General features: G+C 47.7%; 10 protein-coding genes and 1 pseudogene. 9 read left to right on the top strand and 2 right to left on the bottom strand.

Annotated elements, in window-relative coordinates:
• The 6 genes and pseudogenes from ACOJTG_RS05040 to ACOJTG_RS05015 form a co-directional block, all read left to right on the top strand.
• Window positions 1–1,055 (top strand): annotated as a pseudogene (locus ACOJTG_RS05040) (hypothetical protein); the annotation flags it as partial.
• A 96-nt stretch (window positions 1,056–1,151) separates the two neighbouring features.
• Window positions 1,152–1,718: a T9SS type A sorting domain-containing protein gene (locus ACOJTG_RS05035; protein ID WP_420152811.1), complete on the top strand. Its 567-nt coding sequence runs from the start codon at window positions 1,152–1,154 to the stop codon at window positions 1,716–1,718.
• Between the two features lie 946 nt (window positions 1,719–2,664).
• A complete protein-coding gene (locus tag ACOJTG_RS05030; RefSeq protein ID WP_420152810.1) occupies window positions 2,665–5,826 on the top strand; it encodes a SusC/RagA family TonB-linked outer membrane protein in 3,162 nt (1,053 codons plus the stop codon).
• A 10-nt stretch (window positions 5,827–5,836) separates the two neighbouring features.
• Window positions 5,837–7,792 (top strand): RagB/SusD family nutrient uptake outer membrane protein, encoded by a 1,956-nt coding sequence (locus ACOJTG_RS05025; protein WP_420152809.1) that lies wholly within the window; start codon window positions 5,837–5,839, stop codon window positions 7,790–7,792.
• A gap of 128 nt (window positions 7,793–7,920) precedes the next feature.
• Window positions 7,921–8,616 (top strand): 3-keto-disaccharide hydrolase, encoded by a 696-nt coding sequence (locus tag ACOJTG_RS05020; RefSeq protein ID WP_420152808.1) that lies wholly within the window; start codon window positions 7,921–7,923, stop codon window positions 8,614–8,616.
• 173 nt (window positions 8,617–8,789) lie between these two features.
• Window positions 8,790–9,878: a Gfo/Idh/MocA family protein gene (locus ACOJTG_RS05015; RefSeq protein ID WP_420152807.1), complete on the top strand. Its 1,089-nt coding sequence runs from the start codon at window positions 8,790–8,792 to the stop codon at window positions 9,876–9,878.
• Between the two features lie 600 nt (window positions 9,879–10,478).
• Here ACOJTG_RS05015 and ACOJTG_RS05010 read toward each other — a convergent pair.
• Together ACOJTG_RS05010 and ACOJTG_RS05005 are read right to left on the bottom strand one after the other, a co-directional pair.
• A complete protein-coding gene (locus ACOJTG_RS05010) occupies window positions 10,479–10,718 on the bottom strand; it encodes a helix-turn-helix domain-containing protein (protein WP_420152813.1) in 240 nt (79 codons plus the stop codon).
• A gap of 21 nt (window positions 10,719–10,739) precedes the next feature.
• On the bottom strand, window positions 10,740–14,462 hold the full coding sequence (locus ACOJTG_RS05005; RefSeq protein ID WP_420152806.1) for a two-component regulator propeller domain-containing protein: 3,723 nt from the start codon (window positions 14,460–14,462) through the stop codon (window positions 10,740–10,742).
• A gap of 604 nt (window positions 14,463–15,066) precedes the next feature.
• Here ACOJTG_RS05005 and ACOJTG_RS05000 point away from each other — a divergent pair.
• The 3 genes from ACOJTG_RS05000 to ACOJTG_RS04990 form a co-directional block, all read left to right on the top strand.
• On the top strand, window positions 15,067–17,628 hold the full coding sequence (locus ACOJTG_RS05000; RefSeq protein ID WP_420152805.1) for a glycosyl hydrolase 115 family protein: 2,562 nt from the start codon (window positions 15,067–15,069) through the stop codon (window positions 17,626–17,628).
• Window positions 17,629–17,684: 56 nt separating this feature from the next.
• Complete coding sequence (locus ACOJTG_RS04995) at window positions 17,685–18,752, top strand: endo-1,4-beta-xylanase (RefSeq protein WP_420152812.1); 1,068 nt, start codon at window positions 17,685–17,687, stop codon at window positions 18,750–18,752.
• A gap of 20 nt (window positions 18,753–18,772) precedes the next feature.
• The coding region (locus ACOJTG_RS04990; RefSeq protein WP_420152804.1) for an MFS transporter at window positions 18,773–19,721 on the top strand (949 nt) is incomplete at its 3' end.

Raw genomic sequence — 19,721 nt, 5'->3', positions numbered from 1 at the left:
AGGTAGTGAATTACGAGAAACTTGACAATAAAACCCCAACCTCGCAAGCCTTTGGTTCCGGCTATAAGCTTAGTGGCAAAACCTTTACGTTCCTGAATTCATCACCGTTGTTTAGTAGCAATACGAATGCCAGTAATGGGTATTTGCCGCTGGGAGGCAAGTTTAATCGGTTGGTATTTCAGGTGGAAAGCCTTTCCTCTAGCTTTAATTACTCTTCGAGTAACACGACGCTTTATTACGTAAACAAGCAGGGAGTCGTAAATTCCAAAAATTACGGCAGTATTGTTTTTGACAAAAGAAACGATTTCAACTGGGTGCTGAATATTTCCGAGGACGTACTGACCGATGGTTGCATGGGCATCATTGGGATTACCAGTGCCAACGCGACCTCGCGGCTGACCTTCAAATTCAAAGACGTATACGTGGCCTTGGGTACCGAGCGGGGCTACAAGTTCTCGGGCGTGTACAGTGCGGCAGATAGTTACTTGATGGATTGCCTGGATGACATTACGTATACGTCGCTTGACTTTACGAATGTTACCAATATACCGGTTCAAACCAACTGGCACGCGGCGGCGGCTAATAAAAATGGTCTGTATTACGTGCAAACCAGTACGGTAAGTGACAAAACTAACGTAGTCAACGGGCAAAGCTGTACGAAACTTGAACTCAGCGAGGGAGGCGGCGATTTCTATGCTCCTCAAAGTTTTACTGCGATTTCGGCAACATTCCGTAATACGCTGAGTGGACTAAAAATGATCGTTCTACCCTTTGAAGCTACTATTCCGAGTGGTGTAAAAGCGTACACGCTGGAGTTTGCTGATTCGAAAGTAATTGGGAGAGTCATAACTACCGGAAAAATTCCTGCGAATACCACCGATTTGGTGAGTGGAAGCGGAGCTTATGTGTTTGAAGGAGCAGGATTAATTGCTTCCTCCAGGCAACAGGTTACTACTCCGTCACCCAACCTAAACGAGAAAAAACTAGCCCTTGCGGTAGAGGCAGGAATAACTACGGGCATATACGTTGGAGTCCCGATTCCATTGGGCAGCTAGTCCCTGACCAGTACCAATGGCGTAGGATCATTCAGCCGGGTTACCAGTGCTTCTCAGCCAGCCATCCAATCCTTTAATGCGTACCTGACCCCAGGTTTGCCGACTACGGCAGCAAGTTTAGAGCTGGAATTGATCGATCAGCCCCTGCCCGTTAGTCTGGGAAAATTTACGGCTAAATCGGTTGAGGATGGCGTACAACTCGATTGGATTACTTATGCTGAAAAGAATAACCGGGGCTTCGATGTACAAAGAAGTGAAGACGGAAAAACGTTCGAAACCATTGGCTTTGTCACGGGGAACGGCACGAGCGTAAGAGAGCACAAGTATCGCATGACTGACGCTTCGCCCTGGACCGGTACCCGTTATTACCGACTCAAGCAACTGGATCTGGACGGAATCTATCAGTATTCTCCTATTCGAGCGGTACAAAAGCAAACGCTGACGTCCTTACGTGTGTATCCTAATCCAGTAAAAGATTTCCTAACCATTGACTTTAATGGGAATAAGTTAACCGGATCATTGGTCATTATCGACGCCGTAGGACGAACGGTTTTTCAATCCCAACTAGATCAGGTCGAACAGAAGGTAATTGACGTATCAAAACTAGCCCCGGGTATGTATCATTACCATGCGGATCAGTTCAAAGGAAAGTTTATAAAATAAATACGGACTACTTCTTGAGTTAAGATTTTTCAAAAGAAAGGAGTGATTTTCTATACTTAGAAAGTCACTCCTTTTCTTATAAAATAAGTTACGTAATAGGGGTAAAATCAGATAACTATATAGGATAATAATGGAATCTAATTAAACTGATGTATAAAAGAAAGTATTCGTGTTTTTTATCTGACCTTTAAAAAGAATTTTTTATGCGTTACGATTGAAAACCAAAATCAGCTTCAGTAACTAGATGAGAAGTTAGCATAGACCGATTGAGTTTTCTCTAAAGCAAGATGCTGAACCTTCCAGCAATGAAGGCGTCTCTTTAACTTAATTTTCTAACGAATGCCGCCGGGGGTAGATGCTGCACGAACAGGTAACGGCCAGAAAAGGGACTTGTAGAGGCAAATGATACCGTATCGTCCAATTTTATCGCCTATTTTTTATGAAATTTGACTCTTTTGAACATTTGTAGCATTTATTTTCACAAATCTTCTCCTGCTAAACTTCCGGATAGAACTACATTTGTTCAATGATTAGTTAAAAAATATATCAGAAAAGTTATGAAGTAATTCCTGCATGTGATGGGAGTACTCTTCGTGAAAAATAAATTGTCATTTTGACAAATAATATCAAAAAATGCTTTTAACCGTCTTCCATAAGTGGTTAAAGTAGATAATGCAAACCGTCAATTTTTTATTAAATACATCGTATGCATTCAGTAGCGTATAGATGAATTCGTTCGATTTGAACCCATGCGTATTTATCAACTTAACCCTATAACTCTATGAAATAGTCCTGCATTACCCTACTCCTCAAAAAAGATAGCTACGCAATGTTTTATTGGTTACCCGTTCCATTTAACTCCGCTACAGAAACATTCTCCTGAGAAGAATGGTGAGGAAACTTTGCTCTTTTAGGCTGATGTGAACTAATTAAAATCGTAAACACTATGCATCATTTTTCTACAATTCATAATGCCCGCAGCTGGAATATAAAAACCCTAGTGTTGCGAGTATTATTGATGGTCTTACTGGCTCAAGTCAGTATGGCTGAACCTACCAAACCCACTCATCTTGGTAGTAATACGAAGGTAGTTCCTTCGCGTAAGTATGCCGTCGATAAAGAAATTAGAGGTCGGATTACGGGAGATACCGGAGAGGGACTTCCCGGGGTGAACATCCTGATCAAAGGAACGACCCGCGGTACGACTACCGATCAGGACGGTAATTATAGACTGACGCTTCGGGACGGCGATACGGCCCTGATTTTTTCATTGGTTGGTTATGCTACCAAAGAAGTAGTCGTTGGATCACAGACGGTCGTAGATGTGATCCTGTCGAATGACGATAAGGTATTAAACGAAGTCGTAGTAGTCGGGTACGGTACCCAGCGTCAGGAAGCGGTAACGGGTTCAGTGGTTTCAGTGACGGGCAACGTCATGCGGGAAGTACCGGCGGCCAACTTAACGCAGGCCTTGCAAGGACGGGTAGTAGGGGTGGAGATTTCACAGACCTCAACTAAACCCGGAGCCGCGATGGAAATTCTGATTCGTGGTCAGCGGTCTCTCCGGGCGGATAATGCCCCTTTGATCGTACTGGACGGTATTCCTTTCTCGGGATCGATCACGGATATCAACGCGAACAACATCAAAAGCATTGATATTCTTAAGGATGCTTCGGCAACGGCTATCTATGGTTCTCGCGGAGCCAACGGGGTTATTTTGATTACGACCAATACCGGCAAACGCGGACAGAAAGCTACGTTTTCCTACAATGGATTCCATGGCCCCAAAACCGTTTTTGCGAAATATCCGATGATGAATGGTCCGGAGTTCGCTGCTCTGCGGGCCGCGAGTCTTCAGCGATTCCAAAATACGATTGATGAATCCAATGACGTAAATACCGATTGGCAGGATAAAGTGTACCGTACCGGACTTATGTCTAGCCACGATATTAATGTGTCAGGAGGTACCGAAAAGGGAAGCTATTCCTTCGGGCTGGGTTACTACCGGGAAAATGCCGTAGTTCCCCTGCAGGATTACTCACGTTACTCGCTTCAGGCTTCGATCACTCAGGATATTAACAAGCATTTCCGGATCGGTTTTTCAACCAATTCTAACTTTACGGTCAGTAATGGCAACAATAGCCCGGCCGTAGGAATGGCTCTGGGACGATCGCCAATTGCGAATCCGTATAATGCGGATGGTACCATGAAAACCCTGATTCAGGAGCAAACATCGGGTCCGCAGTGGGTGCCTTCCTTAGAACGGTTCAACTCGCTAGGGGACAGCTACATTGATCAAACCCGGGCGTATGGTTCGTACAATACGGTATTCGCGGAAATACAGATTCCTGGGGTTACGGGGCTGAAATACCGAGCTAACCTGGGTTTGAACTACCGTCAAAGTACGAGTGGTAATTACACCGGCGAGGGCGTTTTCAGTGGTAACCCACTCAACGAATCTACGGCGGGTATTGGCAATTCGCATACTCTTAACTGGGCGATTGAAAACCTGTTGACCTACGATCGTAAATTCGGAAAACACGAGATTAATGCGGTAGGCTTGTACTCCGCTCAGCAGAACACGTTCAATTCCTCGTCCATTGGAGCTCGAGATATTCCTTCCGATGCCTTCCAGTTTTATAACCTGGGTCGGGCCGACGGAGTGATCACGGTAAACCCTGCTAACCAGGGCTATAACCAATGGGGATTATTATCCTACATGGGACGCGTGATGTACTCCTTCGATGATCGGTATATGCTGAGTGTAACGTTCCGGGCCGATGGTTCCTCTCGTTTGGCCAAAGGACACCAATGGAATGCGTATCCCGCTATCTCGGCCGGATGGAATATCTCCAAGGAGCAATTTATGGCTGGTGTTACGAAAATCAACCAGTTGAAACTTCGGGTGGGTTACGGTCAAACGTCCAATCAGGCCGTAAACCCCTACGAAACGCTGGGACTATTGGCAACCCGACCCTATAACTTTGGGCCTTCTGAATACGCTACGGGCTTCTACGTATCCAATGCTCCAAACCCACGCTTGGGATGGGAGTTCTCTAATACGATCAACCTGGGTCTGGATTTCAAGGCGTTCAATAACCGCCTGTCTGGTACGATTGAACTGTACGAGCAGCAAACCAAAAATGTACTCTTAGGCGTGGGCTTACCCCCAACCTCAGGCGTAGGCGGATACACGGCTAACATTGGTCAGACGCAGAACAAAGGTTTTGAATTCAACTTGAATGGTACGGTCCTGGAAAATGTAAATGGCTGGACCTGGGATGTTGGATTTAACATCTATGCCAACCGTAACAAGCTGGTTTCGCTGGCTTCCGGACAACAACGGGATGAAGGAAACTGGTGGTTTGTAGGCCATCCGATCAACGTAATTTATGATTACGAGAAAATTGGACTTTGGCAGGAAAACGATCAATTCCGTAATGTTTATGAACCCGGTGGTAATGCTGGTATGATCCGCGTAAAATACACGGGCGAATACAATTCAGATGGAGCACCCACCCGGGCTATCAATCCGACCGATCGGCAAATTCTGAATATGCAACCCAATTTCCAGGGTGGTTTCAATACCCGCGTTGCTTACAAAGGATTTGATCTGAACATCGTGGGCGTATTCAAAAATGGCGGCTTGCTCAACAGTACGCTGTACGGTTCATCGGGTTACTTGAATAACCTGAACTCTCGGGCCGGAAACAACGTACGCGTCGATTACTGGACGCCGGATAACACGGGAGCCAAGTATCCCGCTCCAGGTGGTATCGGGGGAGATAACCCGAAATACGGTAGTACGTTGGGTTATTTCGATGCTTCCTTCCTGAAGATTCGTACCATGACGCTGGGTTACAACGTGAACAGCAAAGTACTGGGACGTGTAGGAATGAACACCCTTCGCCTCTACTTCACGGCACAAAATCCATTTGTCATGTTCTCGCCGTATAACCGCGAGTCGGGAATGGACCCAGAAACCAACTCCTATGGTAACGAAAACGCCGCAGTACCCTTGTCTTCGGCACTCAGACGTATTCTGACCATCGGCACCAACACGCCGTCCACCAGAAACTATATCGTAGGTGTCAATCTGACTTTCTAAAAAACTTACTATGAAACGTTTACGTATAAAGAACCTGAAAACAGTAGCGGCGTTAACGCTGTTGTTATCAAGCTGCACCAAGATCTTAGACGAAAAACCCCGGGCCATCTACACGCCTGATTACTTCAAGACCGAAAAAGGGGTATACGGCGGGTTAACGGGTATGTATGCTCACTTGCGTTGGATTTTTGGGAATGCCTACTTCTATAACTCCTGCATGACCGGTACCGATGAGGCTACCTGGGGTGCCAGCGGCGGCGGAAGCGGCTTTCAAACGCACGACCTTTCGGGTACGCAGTTAATTACGCCCCAGGCGAGTGATGCCAGCAACATCTGGTACAATGCCTTTCCGAACATCAATACGGCCAATGGGGTGATTGAAAACGCGACCGCCGTAGGTATTTCTGAAGCATTAATTGCGGAAGCCCGGTTTTTCAGAGCGTTTGACTACTTCATGCTGGTGCAAACCTTCGGCGGCGTACCGCTCGATCTGGGCTCTGGTGAATTAGCGTTCAACATCTCGACGCTGCGTACTTCCAAACGTAATACCGTACCTGAAGTCTATACCAAAGTGATTTTCCCGGATCTGGTGAAGGCGGTAAACGATCTGCCGGCAACTGGCCGTGTGGTTGGCGGTGTAACGAAAACGGTGGCAAGCCTGTACCTGTCCAAAGCTTATTTGACGTACGGATGGTGGCTGCAAAACCCTAACAACATTCCTACGTATCCGGCAACTAACCGTACGGATCCAGATGGTCACGATGCTCAGTGGTATTTTCAGAAAGCCTACGACGTAGCGACGCAGGCCATTGCTAATCCGGGACCTTTCCGACTGCAGGATACCTACTATGACGTAAACGTGGGCTCGAATGATCGGAACAGTGAAATTCTCCTGTACGCTGACCATACTGAAACAAGTGAGCTTTACAATGGCTCCAGCCTGTCGTACGCTGGGGGTGGGGACGCGGATAACTTCGCCAGCTGGATGCTAACCTGGAATTATACCAGCATCACCAGCTCAAAAACCAACTGGAGTTCTCCCAGTACGGTCAATTCAGTACAGCGGGAGGCTGTTCAGTCGTTGGGTCGTCCCTGGGTACGGATGGCTCCGCCGCACGAAGTATTTAACAAGACGTTTGCGGATAAAACCAACGATTCCCGTTACGATGGTACATTCACCACGGCCTACCGGGGTAACTGGCCCAGAGCTGGCGTTACCAATGAATTCCTGTACAACGCGAACAATTTGCAGGTTCGTCCCGGTGATGCCATCTTGACCTTCCTGGATCAGGATCCTGGTACACCCATCGATTACTCCAATTCGGTGTACAAAAGCAGCGTGGGCGTGGGCGTATTGCCCGGTCGGGCTGATTACGTAGTAGGTCCCAGTGGTATCAGTCGCCTGGTGTATCCGGGGCTTTGGAAGCTGGGTCCGTACCGTACCGACAATGGTACTGGATTAGGCCAGCCTAATGCGGCCAGCACGCGTCCCTTCAATGTTGCTAAGTTCTCAGAACTTTATTTCGTTGCGGCAGAAGCGGCAGTAAAAGGAGCAACGACACAAGCCGGAAAAACGGCACGGGATCTCATCAATGTGATTCGGGCCCGGGCGGGTAAATGGCGTTGGAGCAATCAGGGCAACGTGGCTAAAGTAGTTGACAACAGTGCAGCCATGATTGCGGCTACCCCAGCGGCGATTGATATAAACTATATTTTGGCCGAGCGTTCGAGAGAATACTACGGCGAAGGTTACCGCTGGTATGATCTGGTACGGACGCAGAGCTGGAAAGAAATCGCTGCGACCTACACCATCTGTGGACCTAACGTAGGTGATCATACGCCCGCTAAATTCACCCGAAAAATCGAAAATTATCACTTCCTGAGACCTATTCCTCAAGGACAGCTCGATAATATGGATATGCCAGCTGCTGATAAAGCGGCCTACCAGAATCCCGGTTATTTATAAGCTTAGGTTCCAATCCGCAAAAGCTCGTCTGTATGGACGGGACGAAGAAAGAGGGGTATCCCTCTTTCTTCGTTTAAAAGCATTCAATCCTCAAATTCATTAATTTGCTCATTACTAGTGGTTAACCTATGAAAACGTATTACTCCTTAATTATCCTGTGGTTTTCTCTGAGCACTATAGCCTGGGCTCAAAACGCTGATAACGTACTAACTCAGCAAGAAAGCTCAGAGGGATGGAAACTACTTTGGGACGGTAAAACGACAAACGGCTGGAAAAGCTCTGGCTCCGAGGCCTTTCCAGCGAAGGGCTGGAACGTAGAAGAGGGGGTACTGAAAGTACTCAAGGACGGCAAAGGCGGTGATATTATCACAACCAAAACCTACAAAAACTTTATTCTCAAAGCTGATTTTAAACTAACGGAAGGGGCCAATAGTGGCATCAAGTATTTTGTCAATCGGGGTGGTATTGGCTGTGAATATCAGATACTTGATGACGTTAGACATCCTGACGCGAAGGCCGGGGTGGCCGGAAATCGAACCCTGGGTTCGTTATACGATCTGATTGCGGCCCCCGCCACCAAACCGTACCGCACGCAGGAATTCAATACGGCAATGATTATAGTGCAGGGTAATCACGTTGAACATTGGCTGAATGGGGTGAAAATCGTTGACTACGAGCGTAATAATCAGATGTGGCGGGCCTTGGTCAATTACAGCAAATACAAAGGATTCCCTGATTTCGGAGATGCCGCTCAGGGACACTTCTTATTGCAGGATCACGGCGATGAGGTCTGGTTTAAGAATATCAAGATATTGGAAAAGTAAAAGAGAGATAGCGTTTTGATGAATGCTACTTAATCTGGACGGAGATATGGCTTATGTAGTCGTTTACGTCAATTTTTTAACTTAATACGTAACTTTCGTACCAATCTAAACCGAATGCATGCAGGGCAAGGCGTAGACCGGAAAGCTCTGCATCAGAACCACACAAAACCGTTATGCAAATCGAAAGACGGCAATTCTTAACGACCGTATCCCTGGCGGGTGCGGCTACTTTGTTTTCCGGAAATCCACTTCTGGCGGCAACGACACCGAAAAAAGACAAACTGGGCATCGCTCTGGTGGGGCTGGGGTATTACAGCACAGACTTACTGGCCCCGGCCCTGCAAATGACCGAAAAATGTTATCTGGCTGGCATTGTAACGGGAACGCCGGCCAAGGCCCAGCAATGGAAAGCGAAGTATAATCTGGCGGACAAGAACATCTACAACTACCAGAACTTCGATCAGATTGCCAATAATCCCGATATCGATATCGTCTACGTCGTACTACCTCCGTCCATGCACCGGGAGTATGTCGTCAGGGCTGCCAAAGCGGGCAAACACGTGTTTTGTGAAAAACCCATGGCTCCCTCCGTGGCGGATTGTGAGGCCATGATTAAAGCCTGTGCCGACAATAAAGTAAAACTGGCCATTGGGTACCGTTGTCAGCACGATCCTAATATTCAGGCGGTTATGAAAATGGCCAAAGAGCAAAAGTTTGGTAAGGTAAAAATGGTCAATAGCGCTGCAGGGTATTTTGATGCCCGAACCGACCATTGGAAGCAGAAAAAGGCACTCGGCGGTGGTGTAATGGGCGATATGGGCGTATATGCCTTACAGGGAGCCAGACTCGCTACGGGCGAAGAACCCATTAGCGTCATCGCTCAGGCTTCCACGACGCGGCCTGATATTTATAAGGAAGTGGAAGAAACCATGATGTTCATGCTGGATTTTCCGAGTGGAGCACGGGCGGCCTGTCAAACCAGCTTTGGTATCAACATGAACTATCTGCAAGTGAATTACGAGAAAGGCTGGCTGAAACTCGAACCTCAGTCGGGTTATCTGGGTAATAAAGGAAGTATGTCGGACGGAACGAAGATCGATTTCCCCATCCAGAATCAGCAAGCGAAACAACTCGATGAGGATTGTCTGGCTATCCTGAACAATACGGCTTTAATTGCTCCCGGCGAAGAAGGATTGCGGGACATCAGAGTCGTAGAAGCCATCTATAAATCAGTAGCTTCGGGCAAGAGTGTTAAAATTTAAGGGTTTTTGCTTTTTGGAACGAGTAAGGACAAGGGAATATTCCTACGATGGCTTGTCTTATATAAATAGGTATTTCGTCCCGCAAACACGGCTGGTCATTTAGTCCGTATGCATCCCATGCCGGCACGCCCGCCGCTGACTTCCTCTAACTCAGGCCACCGCATTGCCGAGGATGTCAGCGGCGTTCGCGATAGGACGGGGATCGGTTTTATGCCGTCCATGCAGGTATTTGCTTGTATTCCAACAACTAACTAACATAAATTACTGTCAGAAGAAAACCTCTCCCGCCCGTAAGCAACGGAACGACCTACGACAGCCGCAATGCGTTGGCCCCAAGCAGGCGGGCGTTAGTCGTGGAGAGGGCCAGCCTGGAAGGCTTACGGGCTACTAGTCAGCCTTGTCAAAAGAGGCGAACCGAGTCTATGTGAATAACAAATCTCTCCCCAAAGCAAACCCATTGAATAAATAAGATACGGAACAACCCGCTAAGAAGGACCAAACTCCCTCTAGGTGAATAACGAAAGCTACCCAAAGCAAAATCAGGGAATACAAATAGCTGCTACCAACTTAATAAGATACCCAACCGGCATGAATTAATCCCTAATTCGACAAATTCTTCGCATTTCGATACTCCGACGGCAGCATATTAAACTGACTTTTAAAAGACTTGGTGAAGTAATTTGCATTCGGGAATCCTACGGAATAGGCAATCTGCGAAATATTCAGATCACTCTTCTCCAGCAACGTTGCGGACTTCTCCAGTTTAACTGACCGAATATATTCCACGGGCGTTTTTCCAGTTAATTCCAGCAATTTAATGTAAAGCGACCCCCGGCTAATAACTAAGTGTTTAATAAGGTTTTACACGCTCAGTACCGAACTGTTGATATGCTCGTCAATGAAAAAGGCGATGTCTTTCAAGAGTTTTTCATTCGCTGATTCTACTTCAACCTCGGGCGAAACCAGGTTAATCCGTTTAGAGTAGTAGCCCTTCGAAACGCGATTTAAGGCCAGGAGGTTATTCACTTTCGCATTCAAAATCTCATAGTTGAACGGCTTCGTCAGGTAGTCATTCGCCCCGGATAAAAGACCCCGGAGTTGTTGCTGATCTCCCGTAGAGGCCGTTAGCAGAATCAAGGGGATATGGCTGGTTCGCTTGTCCGATTTTACTTTCTGACTGAATTCAATCCCGTCCACGTGCGGCATCGCAATGTCGCTAATAATCAAGGTCGGATGGGTGGAAAGCGTTTTTTGCCAGCCTTCCCGGCCATCAGCGGCTTCAAAAACGTTGTACTGTCCTTTGAGTCGTTCGACCAGAAAATGCCGGAATTCTTCATTATCCTCCACCACCAGAATGCGATCCGCCGTATCGATCCCACTCGGTCCCAGAGCTTGTTTTCCGGGTAGCAAGGGTTTTGATTCCACGATTTCTTCGGGTAAAAATACCTTTTGAGAGGCCTCGGCCAGCGGCAGGTAAATAATGAACGTGCTTCCTTTGCCGGGCTCACTATCCACGGATAGTTTTCCGCCGTGCATCAGTACAAACTCCTGAGCAATGGATAAGCCAATACCACTTCCCTGATTGATAAAACCCTTAGATTCTTCCTGATAGAATCGTTCAAAAATGTGCAGGTGCTTAGCCTGGGAAATGCCAATACCCGTATCCGATACGGCAATGCAGAACCAGTGCTGGTCCGGATTACGATCGTCTACCTGCGAAAAGACTTTGAGTTTGATTTTTCCGCCTTTGGGCGTGAATTTGAAGGCATTCGAAAGCAAGTTATACAGTACGCGTTCAATCTTATCAAAGTCCAGCGTAAGATCCAGATCGGGTACAAAACTCTGGAATACAAAATCAATGTGTTTTTTCTCCGACAGATCCTGGAAGGAGTCGCAGGTTTCTTTGGCAAAAGCGACCACATTTCGGGTAGAGACCTGTAGCGTCTGTTCCTGCTGTTCGATTTGCTTGAAATCCAGCAGTTGATTTACCAGATTAAGCAGACGCTTGGAGTTTCGATCGATGGTCTGCAACTGGGAGTCAATAGCGGACTCGTGTTTCTTGGCTAAAATACCTTCCAGTGGAGCCAGAATCAGAGAAATGGGCGTACGGAACTCGTGACTCAGGTTAGTAAGAAACTTGATTTTCATTTGATCCAGATCCCGAATCCGCTGTACTTCCCGCTGCTGCTGCTCTTCCGCAAATTTCTTTTTGATCTTCTGAATCCCCCGACGACGGAGCGACCAGATCGTAAAACCTGCTGCCAGGATGTAAAAAGCATAGGCGTAGTAGGTGAGATAAAAGGGTGGGTTAACTATAATTTGTATCGAGGCTCCGTTCGGGTTCCAGACATTGCCGTGAATGGTGGTTTGAACCTCGAAAGTATATTCCCCAGGGTTCAGGTTCGTATAATGAGCGACGGTCGTGGTGCCCGCATAGTACCATTCTTCCTGGTAGCCTTTCAACCGATACCGATAGATATTCTGGTGAGCATTGGTATAATTGAGGGAGGCGTAGCTGATCGAGAAATTCTGTTTGTAATCCAAATGAATGGACTTGGCCAGTGAAATGTGCTCGGACGTAATACTGGAATCCGCAGCAGTAATGGTTTTGTTTCCTACTTTCAGGTCCGTGAATAAAATGGGGTGTGACAGGGCACTTTGCTTGATATTGCTAGTAGTCAGGAAATTGAATCCGTGGATCCCGCCAAAAAATAAGGTATTATCCGACGTACGAATACCCGAGCCAAACGCAAAGATGTCGTCCTGAAGCCCATTGTGTGAGGTGTAATTAGTAAACCGATTGGCTCCTTGTTCCAGGCTACTGATGCCTTTGTTGGTAGTCACCCAGATTCTACCTTCCTGATCTTCAAGAATTTTGTTTACGATGCTGCTAGGCAATCCTTTTTCCGCCCCATACCGCACAAAGGAATGAGAAGCTGAATCAAACCGGGCGAGTCCTCCGCCATTCGTTCCGACCCACATGTTGCCCTTTCGATCGTAATGAAGAGCCGTGATTCGGTTACTGGGAAGATGACTGTTTCCCTTGTCGTAACGGAAGACTTTCTGAGTCAACGGATTATACACCGCAACCCCCGTTCCCAGCGATCCAATCCAGAGATTACCCTGGCTATCTTCTTCAACGGCCCGGATGTACCCATTCAGTGGAATGAGGGAGGGTTTAGGTTTAGAGGGCGGATTCAGATAGGTAAACTCCTTTCGGACAGGGTCATAACAGTTTAGTCCCCCTCCGTTCGTGCCGATCCATACCATGCCCCGCTGGTCCGTTTTTACGCAGAAAATATCATTGTGATTGAGGTGGGTGGGGGAGGGGCCCATCTTGAATTGTTGACTTTTCCCCGTAGTGGCGTCTAGCAAAAACAGCCCTTCCTGAAACGTACCAATCCAGACTTGCTGACGGGGAGCCTGCGTCATACAGAGAATGGCTAGATTGGGCAAGGGCGTTCCTTCGCTTGAATACAGATTAATCCGATTAAAGTGATTGGTTCTGCGGTTGTACAGATTCAATCCGCCGCCGTCCGTTCCGATAAACAGATCTCCGTTGGCTTTTTCAGCAAAAGACGTCACAAAGGGAGCACTCAAACTGGCGTTATCACCGGGCCGACTCCGTTGCAGGCCAAACAGGGTCAGGTTTTTATCGTATTTATTGACGCCGCCCTGATACGTGCCCAGCCAGGTAATACCTCTAGGATCAATTAGTATGCATTTGACGGATTTATTGGCTAGGCTATACGGGCTGTTGGGGTTCGGCAGGTATCGCTCCGCGTGACCCGTTTCAACGTCCAGAATGCTTAATCCCATCTCCGTACAAATCCATAACTTATGATTCTCATCAGCCGCGATGGCGTAGATGAGGTTATTACTGATGGATTTGGGATCTTCTTTTTTGAAACGAAAGGTTTCAAAGCCACTACCATCCGGTAATAGCCGATTAAGTCCGTTTTGCGTACCTACCCACAGGTTTCCCCGTTTGTCCTGAGCAAGCGACATGATGGTACTGCTAGTCAAACTTTTAGGGTTTTGAGGATCGTGAAAAAAGGCCTTTATCTGATTGGTTTGTTTTTGATAGACATACAGGCCGTCATTGGTGGCAATCCAGATTCGGTTTTGTTGGTCTTCGAAGACACGACGGCAGGGTTTTCCATCACTTAATGCGTATCCGTTTACGCTGGGAGTCGTGACTTTTAGCGTTTTAGGATCGATGTTGAAAACGCCCGAGTGCGTACCAACCCAGATCATTCCCTGCTGATCACTACAAATCGAATACACATTCAGTCCGACATTAATCCGGATGAATGAATCCTTCTTTCGATCGTATAAATGGAGCGACCCCTCAATGGAACCCACCCAGAGACGACCTTCCCGATCCTCATGCAAAGCGGATACATCATTGGAGCCTAAGCTGGTAGGATCCGCGTCGCTATGGCGATAAACAGTGAAATTAGAACCGTTGTATTTATTGAGTCCATCTTCCGTAGCAAACCAGAGCAGACCGTACCGATCTTTCAGAATGGCAGCAACGGTGTTTGAGGAAAGCCCATCTTTCGTGGTAATCGTGGTAAACATCAACGGTTGGGATTCCCCAAACGCCTTGAACTGGAAAAGAATGATGAGAGTACTCAGTAAAATTTTGTATAGGATGTTCATGAACCTCATTTAATCGTATTAGGGTAAATGCTTAGGGCATCGCAGGAGGTTTCCTTCTATACCATCTCTGGGAAAATAGAAGCGTATGGTAGTATAAGACAAATATAATTATTTATTAGTATAATCATGGAAATAGCTTGAGTAAGATAGGATGAGTTAAACTAATTATGCGATTCTTGAAAATGATCAACCAAAGCCAGGAGCTGTAAAATACCCATATCCCTCATACGAGAAGGTGTAAAGGGAAGGCTTGTTTGCTTCAGTATTGTTTTCACGGTTAAATCCATACGTATGGGGTGTCTGCATGAACGTGTAAGTAATTAAGTTCCGGTTTTTAAACATTTGTATCACTCTTTTATACATCTGTTCTCACAGGTGCGGAGCCTTACCGGATACTTTTGTTAAACTAATTCTTTAAAAAGTCATGGTTTTAGGCTTCATGGATAAGTCTGTAAACTACGAATGCTTTCCTAACGACTTAGCCTACCTAAACCAGCGTTCATTGATTGGATAGAAAGCAGACATGAACATTAGAATACTCATTGCCGTAGGAGTGCTTTGGCTATCAACGGCACACGCTCAGCAGATCGTATCGACCAAACCTACCGCTTTCGCCCTAACCCAATCGGTCATTTATGTCGATGCCAACGAGGCGGAGCTGGTGCAGACATCGGCTCAGTTGCTACAAAAAGACATTGAACTCGTGACGGGCCATCAGCTACCGATTGTTCATACCCTCGCCAAGGTTAAGCAAAATGTAATTGCAATCGGTACGCCCGGACAATCCGCCTGGATAAAGCAACTCGTAGCCAGTAAGAAATTCAATCCTTCTAAGCTGCCGGGTGGCTGGGAGGCGTACCATGTTCAAACGCTGCAAAAACCGACGCCTGCGATTGCTCAGGCTCTGGTTATTAGCGGAAGTGATCGACGAGGCGTGGCGTACGGGGTTTTCGAACTCTCCCGTCAACTGGGCGTGTCTCCCTGGCATTGGTGGGCCGATGTACCAGTGAAAAAACAAAGCGAAATCTACCTGCTTAACAATGTAATTGTTAGCGACGCTCCCCAGGTAAAATATCGGGGCATCTTTCTGAATGACGAGGCACCGGCTTTATCTGGCTGGACGAAAGAGAAATTTGGGGGCTTCAACCACAAGTTTTACGAAAAAGTATTCGAACTCATCCTGCGGTTGAAGGGCAATTACCTCTGGCCAGCGATGTGGGGAAACGCCTTCTACGCGGATGATTCGCTAAACATACGAATGGCCGAGAAGTACGGAATCGTAATCGGTACCTCCCATCACGAACCCCTGATGCGTGCTCACGATGAGTGGCGTCGATTCGGAAAAGGTCCCTGGAATTACGAGCAAAATAAGCAGGAATTGAGTCGGTTTTGGCGGGAAGGCATGCAGCGGGCCACAAATGAGAAAATCGTGAGTGTAGGTATGCGGGGCAACGGCGATGAACCCATGTCGCGGGAAACCGCAACGGCTTTACTTGAACAAATCGTCAAAGATCAGCGGGAAATTATCACGGAAGTAACGGGGAAAGGGGCCGAGCAAACCCCGCAACTCTGGGCCTTGTACAAAGAAGTGCAGGATTACTACGACAAGGGGATGCGAGTACCGGACGACGTGACCCTGCTGCTGTGCGATGATAACTGGGGCAACCTTCGCAAGCTTCCAGCCCCGACAGCCAAAGCTCGCAAAGGAGGCTACGGCATTTATTACCATTTTGACTACGTGGGCGGTCCCAGAAATTACAAATGGCTGAATACTAATCCGCTGCCCCGGATTTGGGAACAGATGCATCTGGCCTGGCAGCATGACGTCAAAAATATCTGGATTGTGAACGTAGGGGACTTAAAACCCATGGAGTTTCCGATCTCCTTCTTCCTGGATTACGCCTGGAACCCGGATCGGATTGCAGCCGACCAGTTGCAGTCGTATACCGAAACCTGGGCAGCGGCTCAGTTTGGCGAGACGCACGCCCGTGACATTGCTTTTATGTTAGCCCAGTACGCCAAGTACAATGCCCGAAGAAAACCCGAATTGCTGGATGCCAAAACCTACTCGCTGGAAACCGGCGAATGGGCAAAAGTGGTGGCGGATTATAACCAGCTGTTAGCCAAAGCGGAAGCTTTAAACCAGCAAATCCCGACGGAATACCGGGATGCCTTTTTTCAACTGGTACTGCACCCCATCCAGGCCTGTGCCAACCTCAATGCGATGTATTATTACGTAGCTCTCAATACCGAGGCCTACCAGCAAAAGTGGAAGCAGACTAATGCGTACGCTGACAAGGTGGAAGAGCTGTATGCCAACGATTCGCTCATTACGCAGCGGTATCATCAGCTCAACAACGGTAAATGGAATCATTTGATGAGTCAGACGCACATTGGCTATACCAGCTGGCAACAGCCCAACGTGCAGCGAATGCCGAAAGTGATGCGTCTAGCCGCGAATGAAGGTACCGAAAAACCATTGCCCCAAGCCCAAACGAATCAGCAAGCGAAAGAGCTGGCAAAGACTTCGGGACATGCGTTTTATCAGGATGAAAAACGGGGTATCTCCATCGAAGCCGACCATTTTTCAAGAGCGATTCATTCCAACGTGGTAACCTGGAAGGTGTTACCCGACCACGGCCGAACGGGTTCGGCCCTTACGGCTTTCCCGGTGACGGCCCCGGAGCAAAAACCCGAAGGCAACGCCCCTCACGTGGAATACGATGTCGATACGTACTCCGCCGGCGAGGCTACCATTCACGCGTATTTTTCCCCCAGTCTAAATTTCTACAGCTCGGAAAAGGGCTTGCAGTACGCGGTTTCGGTCGATGATGAGCCTGCTCAGATCATCAGTATCAACCAGGAGGACAAAACCAGCGACCGCGGCATCTGGAATAAGTGGGCGGGTAACAATATCATTATCAAAACCAGCAAACACGTTTTTGACAAACCGGGGAAACATACGCTGAAGTTCTGGCTAGTCACTCCGGGCGTGGTGCTTCAAAAACTGGTGGTTGATTTTGGCGGCGTTGAGCAAAGCTATTTAGGTCCAGAAGAGACCCTCTATCAAACGAAAACTAACTAATCTGTATGCGATTTAAATATACACCCCTTTTTCTACTGGGGCTGACCAGTTTGGCGATGACGCATTTCAAGCCGGAAACCAGGCCAGCAATGTCAATAAACCTGCCCTCTCTTAAAGAGGTTTACAAAGACTATTTCCTGATCGGGACGGCTTTGAACGCGGGTCAGATTGATGAGAAAAACCCTAAAGAAATTCAATTAGTTACGGAACAGTTCAACGCGGCCACCCCCGAAAACATCATGAAGGCGGAAGTGATCCATCCGCGTTGGGATCAGTATGACTTCACTTATGCCGACAAGCTGGTGGAGTTTGGCAAGAAAAACAAATTGGCCATCAATGCCCATACCTTAATCTGGCACAGTCAGTTACCCGGCTTCGTACGGAAAATTAAAAGCACGGATTCGCTTCAGTTGTTTTTCAAGAACCATATTCAGACGGTGGCTGGTCGGTATCGCGGGAAAGTTCAGTCCTGGGATGTGGTGAACGAGGCCTTGAACGAGGACGGAACGCTTCGGAAATCCATTTTCCTGAACCGACTGGGTGAAAATTATATTACGGAAGCCTTCAAGTTGGCTCAGGAAGCTTCGCCCGAAACCGATCTGTACTACAACGATTACAACAACGAGCAACCGGCCAAACGGGCGGGCTGTATCGCCATCATCAAAAAAATCCAGGCAGCGGGCGTCCGGATTGACGGCGTAGGCATTCAGGGCCACTGGCACGCGGGTAAAATTCCCTTACAGCACATTGAAGAGAGTATTCTCCAGTATTCGGCCCTGGGCATCAAAGTGGCCATTACCGAGCTGGACATTGAGGTACTGAAACGCGATTTTCAGGGAGCCGAAGTAAGTCAGCAAATGAAAAACGACAAAGGCCTGAATCCCTATCCGAATGCCTTGCCGGATTCGCTGCAACAGAAACTCGCCAGTGATTATGAGGCCTTGTTCAAGCTATTCATCAAGCATAAAGACAAGATTTCACGCGTGACGTTCTGGGGCGTTCATGACGGACAAAGCTGGCTGAATGGCTGGCCCGTACGGGGTCGGACCAACTACCCCTTGTTGTTTGACCGTCAGTATAACCCCAAGCCAGCTTTTTACAAAGTAATTCAGGCGAATCAATAGTAAACCCCGCACCTAATCGTATGGAACCGCACGTATCCACCAAATTAACAGTCCTCGAAAAAATAGGGTATAGCCTGGGCGATCTGGCCGCAAACCTGATTTTTCAGACCCTGATGGCTTTTCTTACGTTTTTCTATACGGATGTCTACAAAATATCCCCCGGAAGTGCCAGCTTTATTATGCTGACCGGCGGGGTGATCGGAGCCGTGTTCAATCTGGCGATGGGAGCCATTGCCGATCGGACCAATACCCGGTGGGGCAAGTTTCGTCCCTGGGTGCTGTGGACCTCCGTACCCTTTGGGATCATTGCATTGCTGGCTTTTTCCACGCCTTCGTTCAATGAGAGCGGTAAAATTGCTTATGCCTTCGTTACGTACGTAATTCTGGTGGTCGTATATTCTGCCAATAACCTGCCGTATTCTGCTTTAAGTGGCGTCATGACTGGGGATATGAAAGATAGAAACAGTCTGTCTTCGTACCGCTTTGTGGCGGTGATGATTGCCCAGTTTACGGTACAGGTATTACTGTTGCCCCTGATCATTTCGATTGGTCAGGGCGATAAAGCGGCCGGGTTCGAGCAGGTCATGAAGGTATTCGCCATCACCGGCGTGATTTGCTTTCTGATCACCTTTCTGACTACTAAAGAACGCGTATCGCCTCCTAAAGAGCAGAAAACGCCCTTATTGCAGGATTTATCGGATTTAGTTAATAACCGGCCCTGGTTAATTATGCTGGGGCTGACGGTACTGATTTTCATCACGCTGGCGATTAAAGGCGGTATGAATATCTTTTACTTCAAGTACTATCTGACGGTAGGAAGTCAGGTGGCCTTTCTGGAAAACCTGGGCTTTAGTAATTGGCTCAATCAACTGGAAAGCATTACCGGAGAGGCTGCCTTAGCGGAATTTCGCAAGCCCGGCAGTGCTCCGTATGCGACGGCCAGTGTGGTAAGTGCGGCGAGTACCCTGG

Origin of the sequence: Siphonobacter sp., assembly GCF_048595215.1 — a bacterium.
In the GTDB taxonomy this organism is placed as follows: Bacteria; Bacteroidota; Bacteroidia; order Cytophagales; family Spirosomataceae; genus Siphonobacter.
The sequence above is the reverse complement of the archived record's forward strand: the minus strand, read 5'-3'. Positions and strand labels throughout refer to the sequence as shown.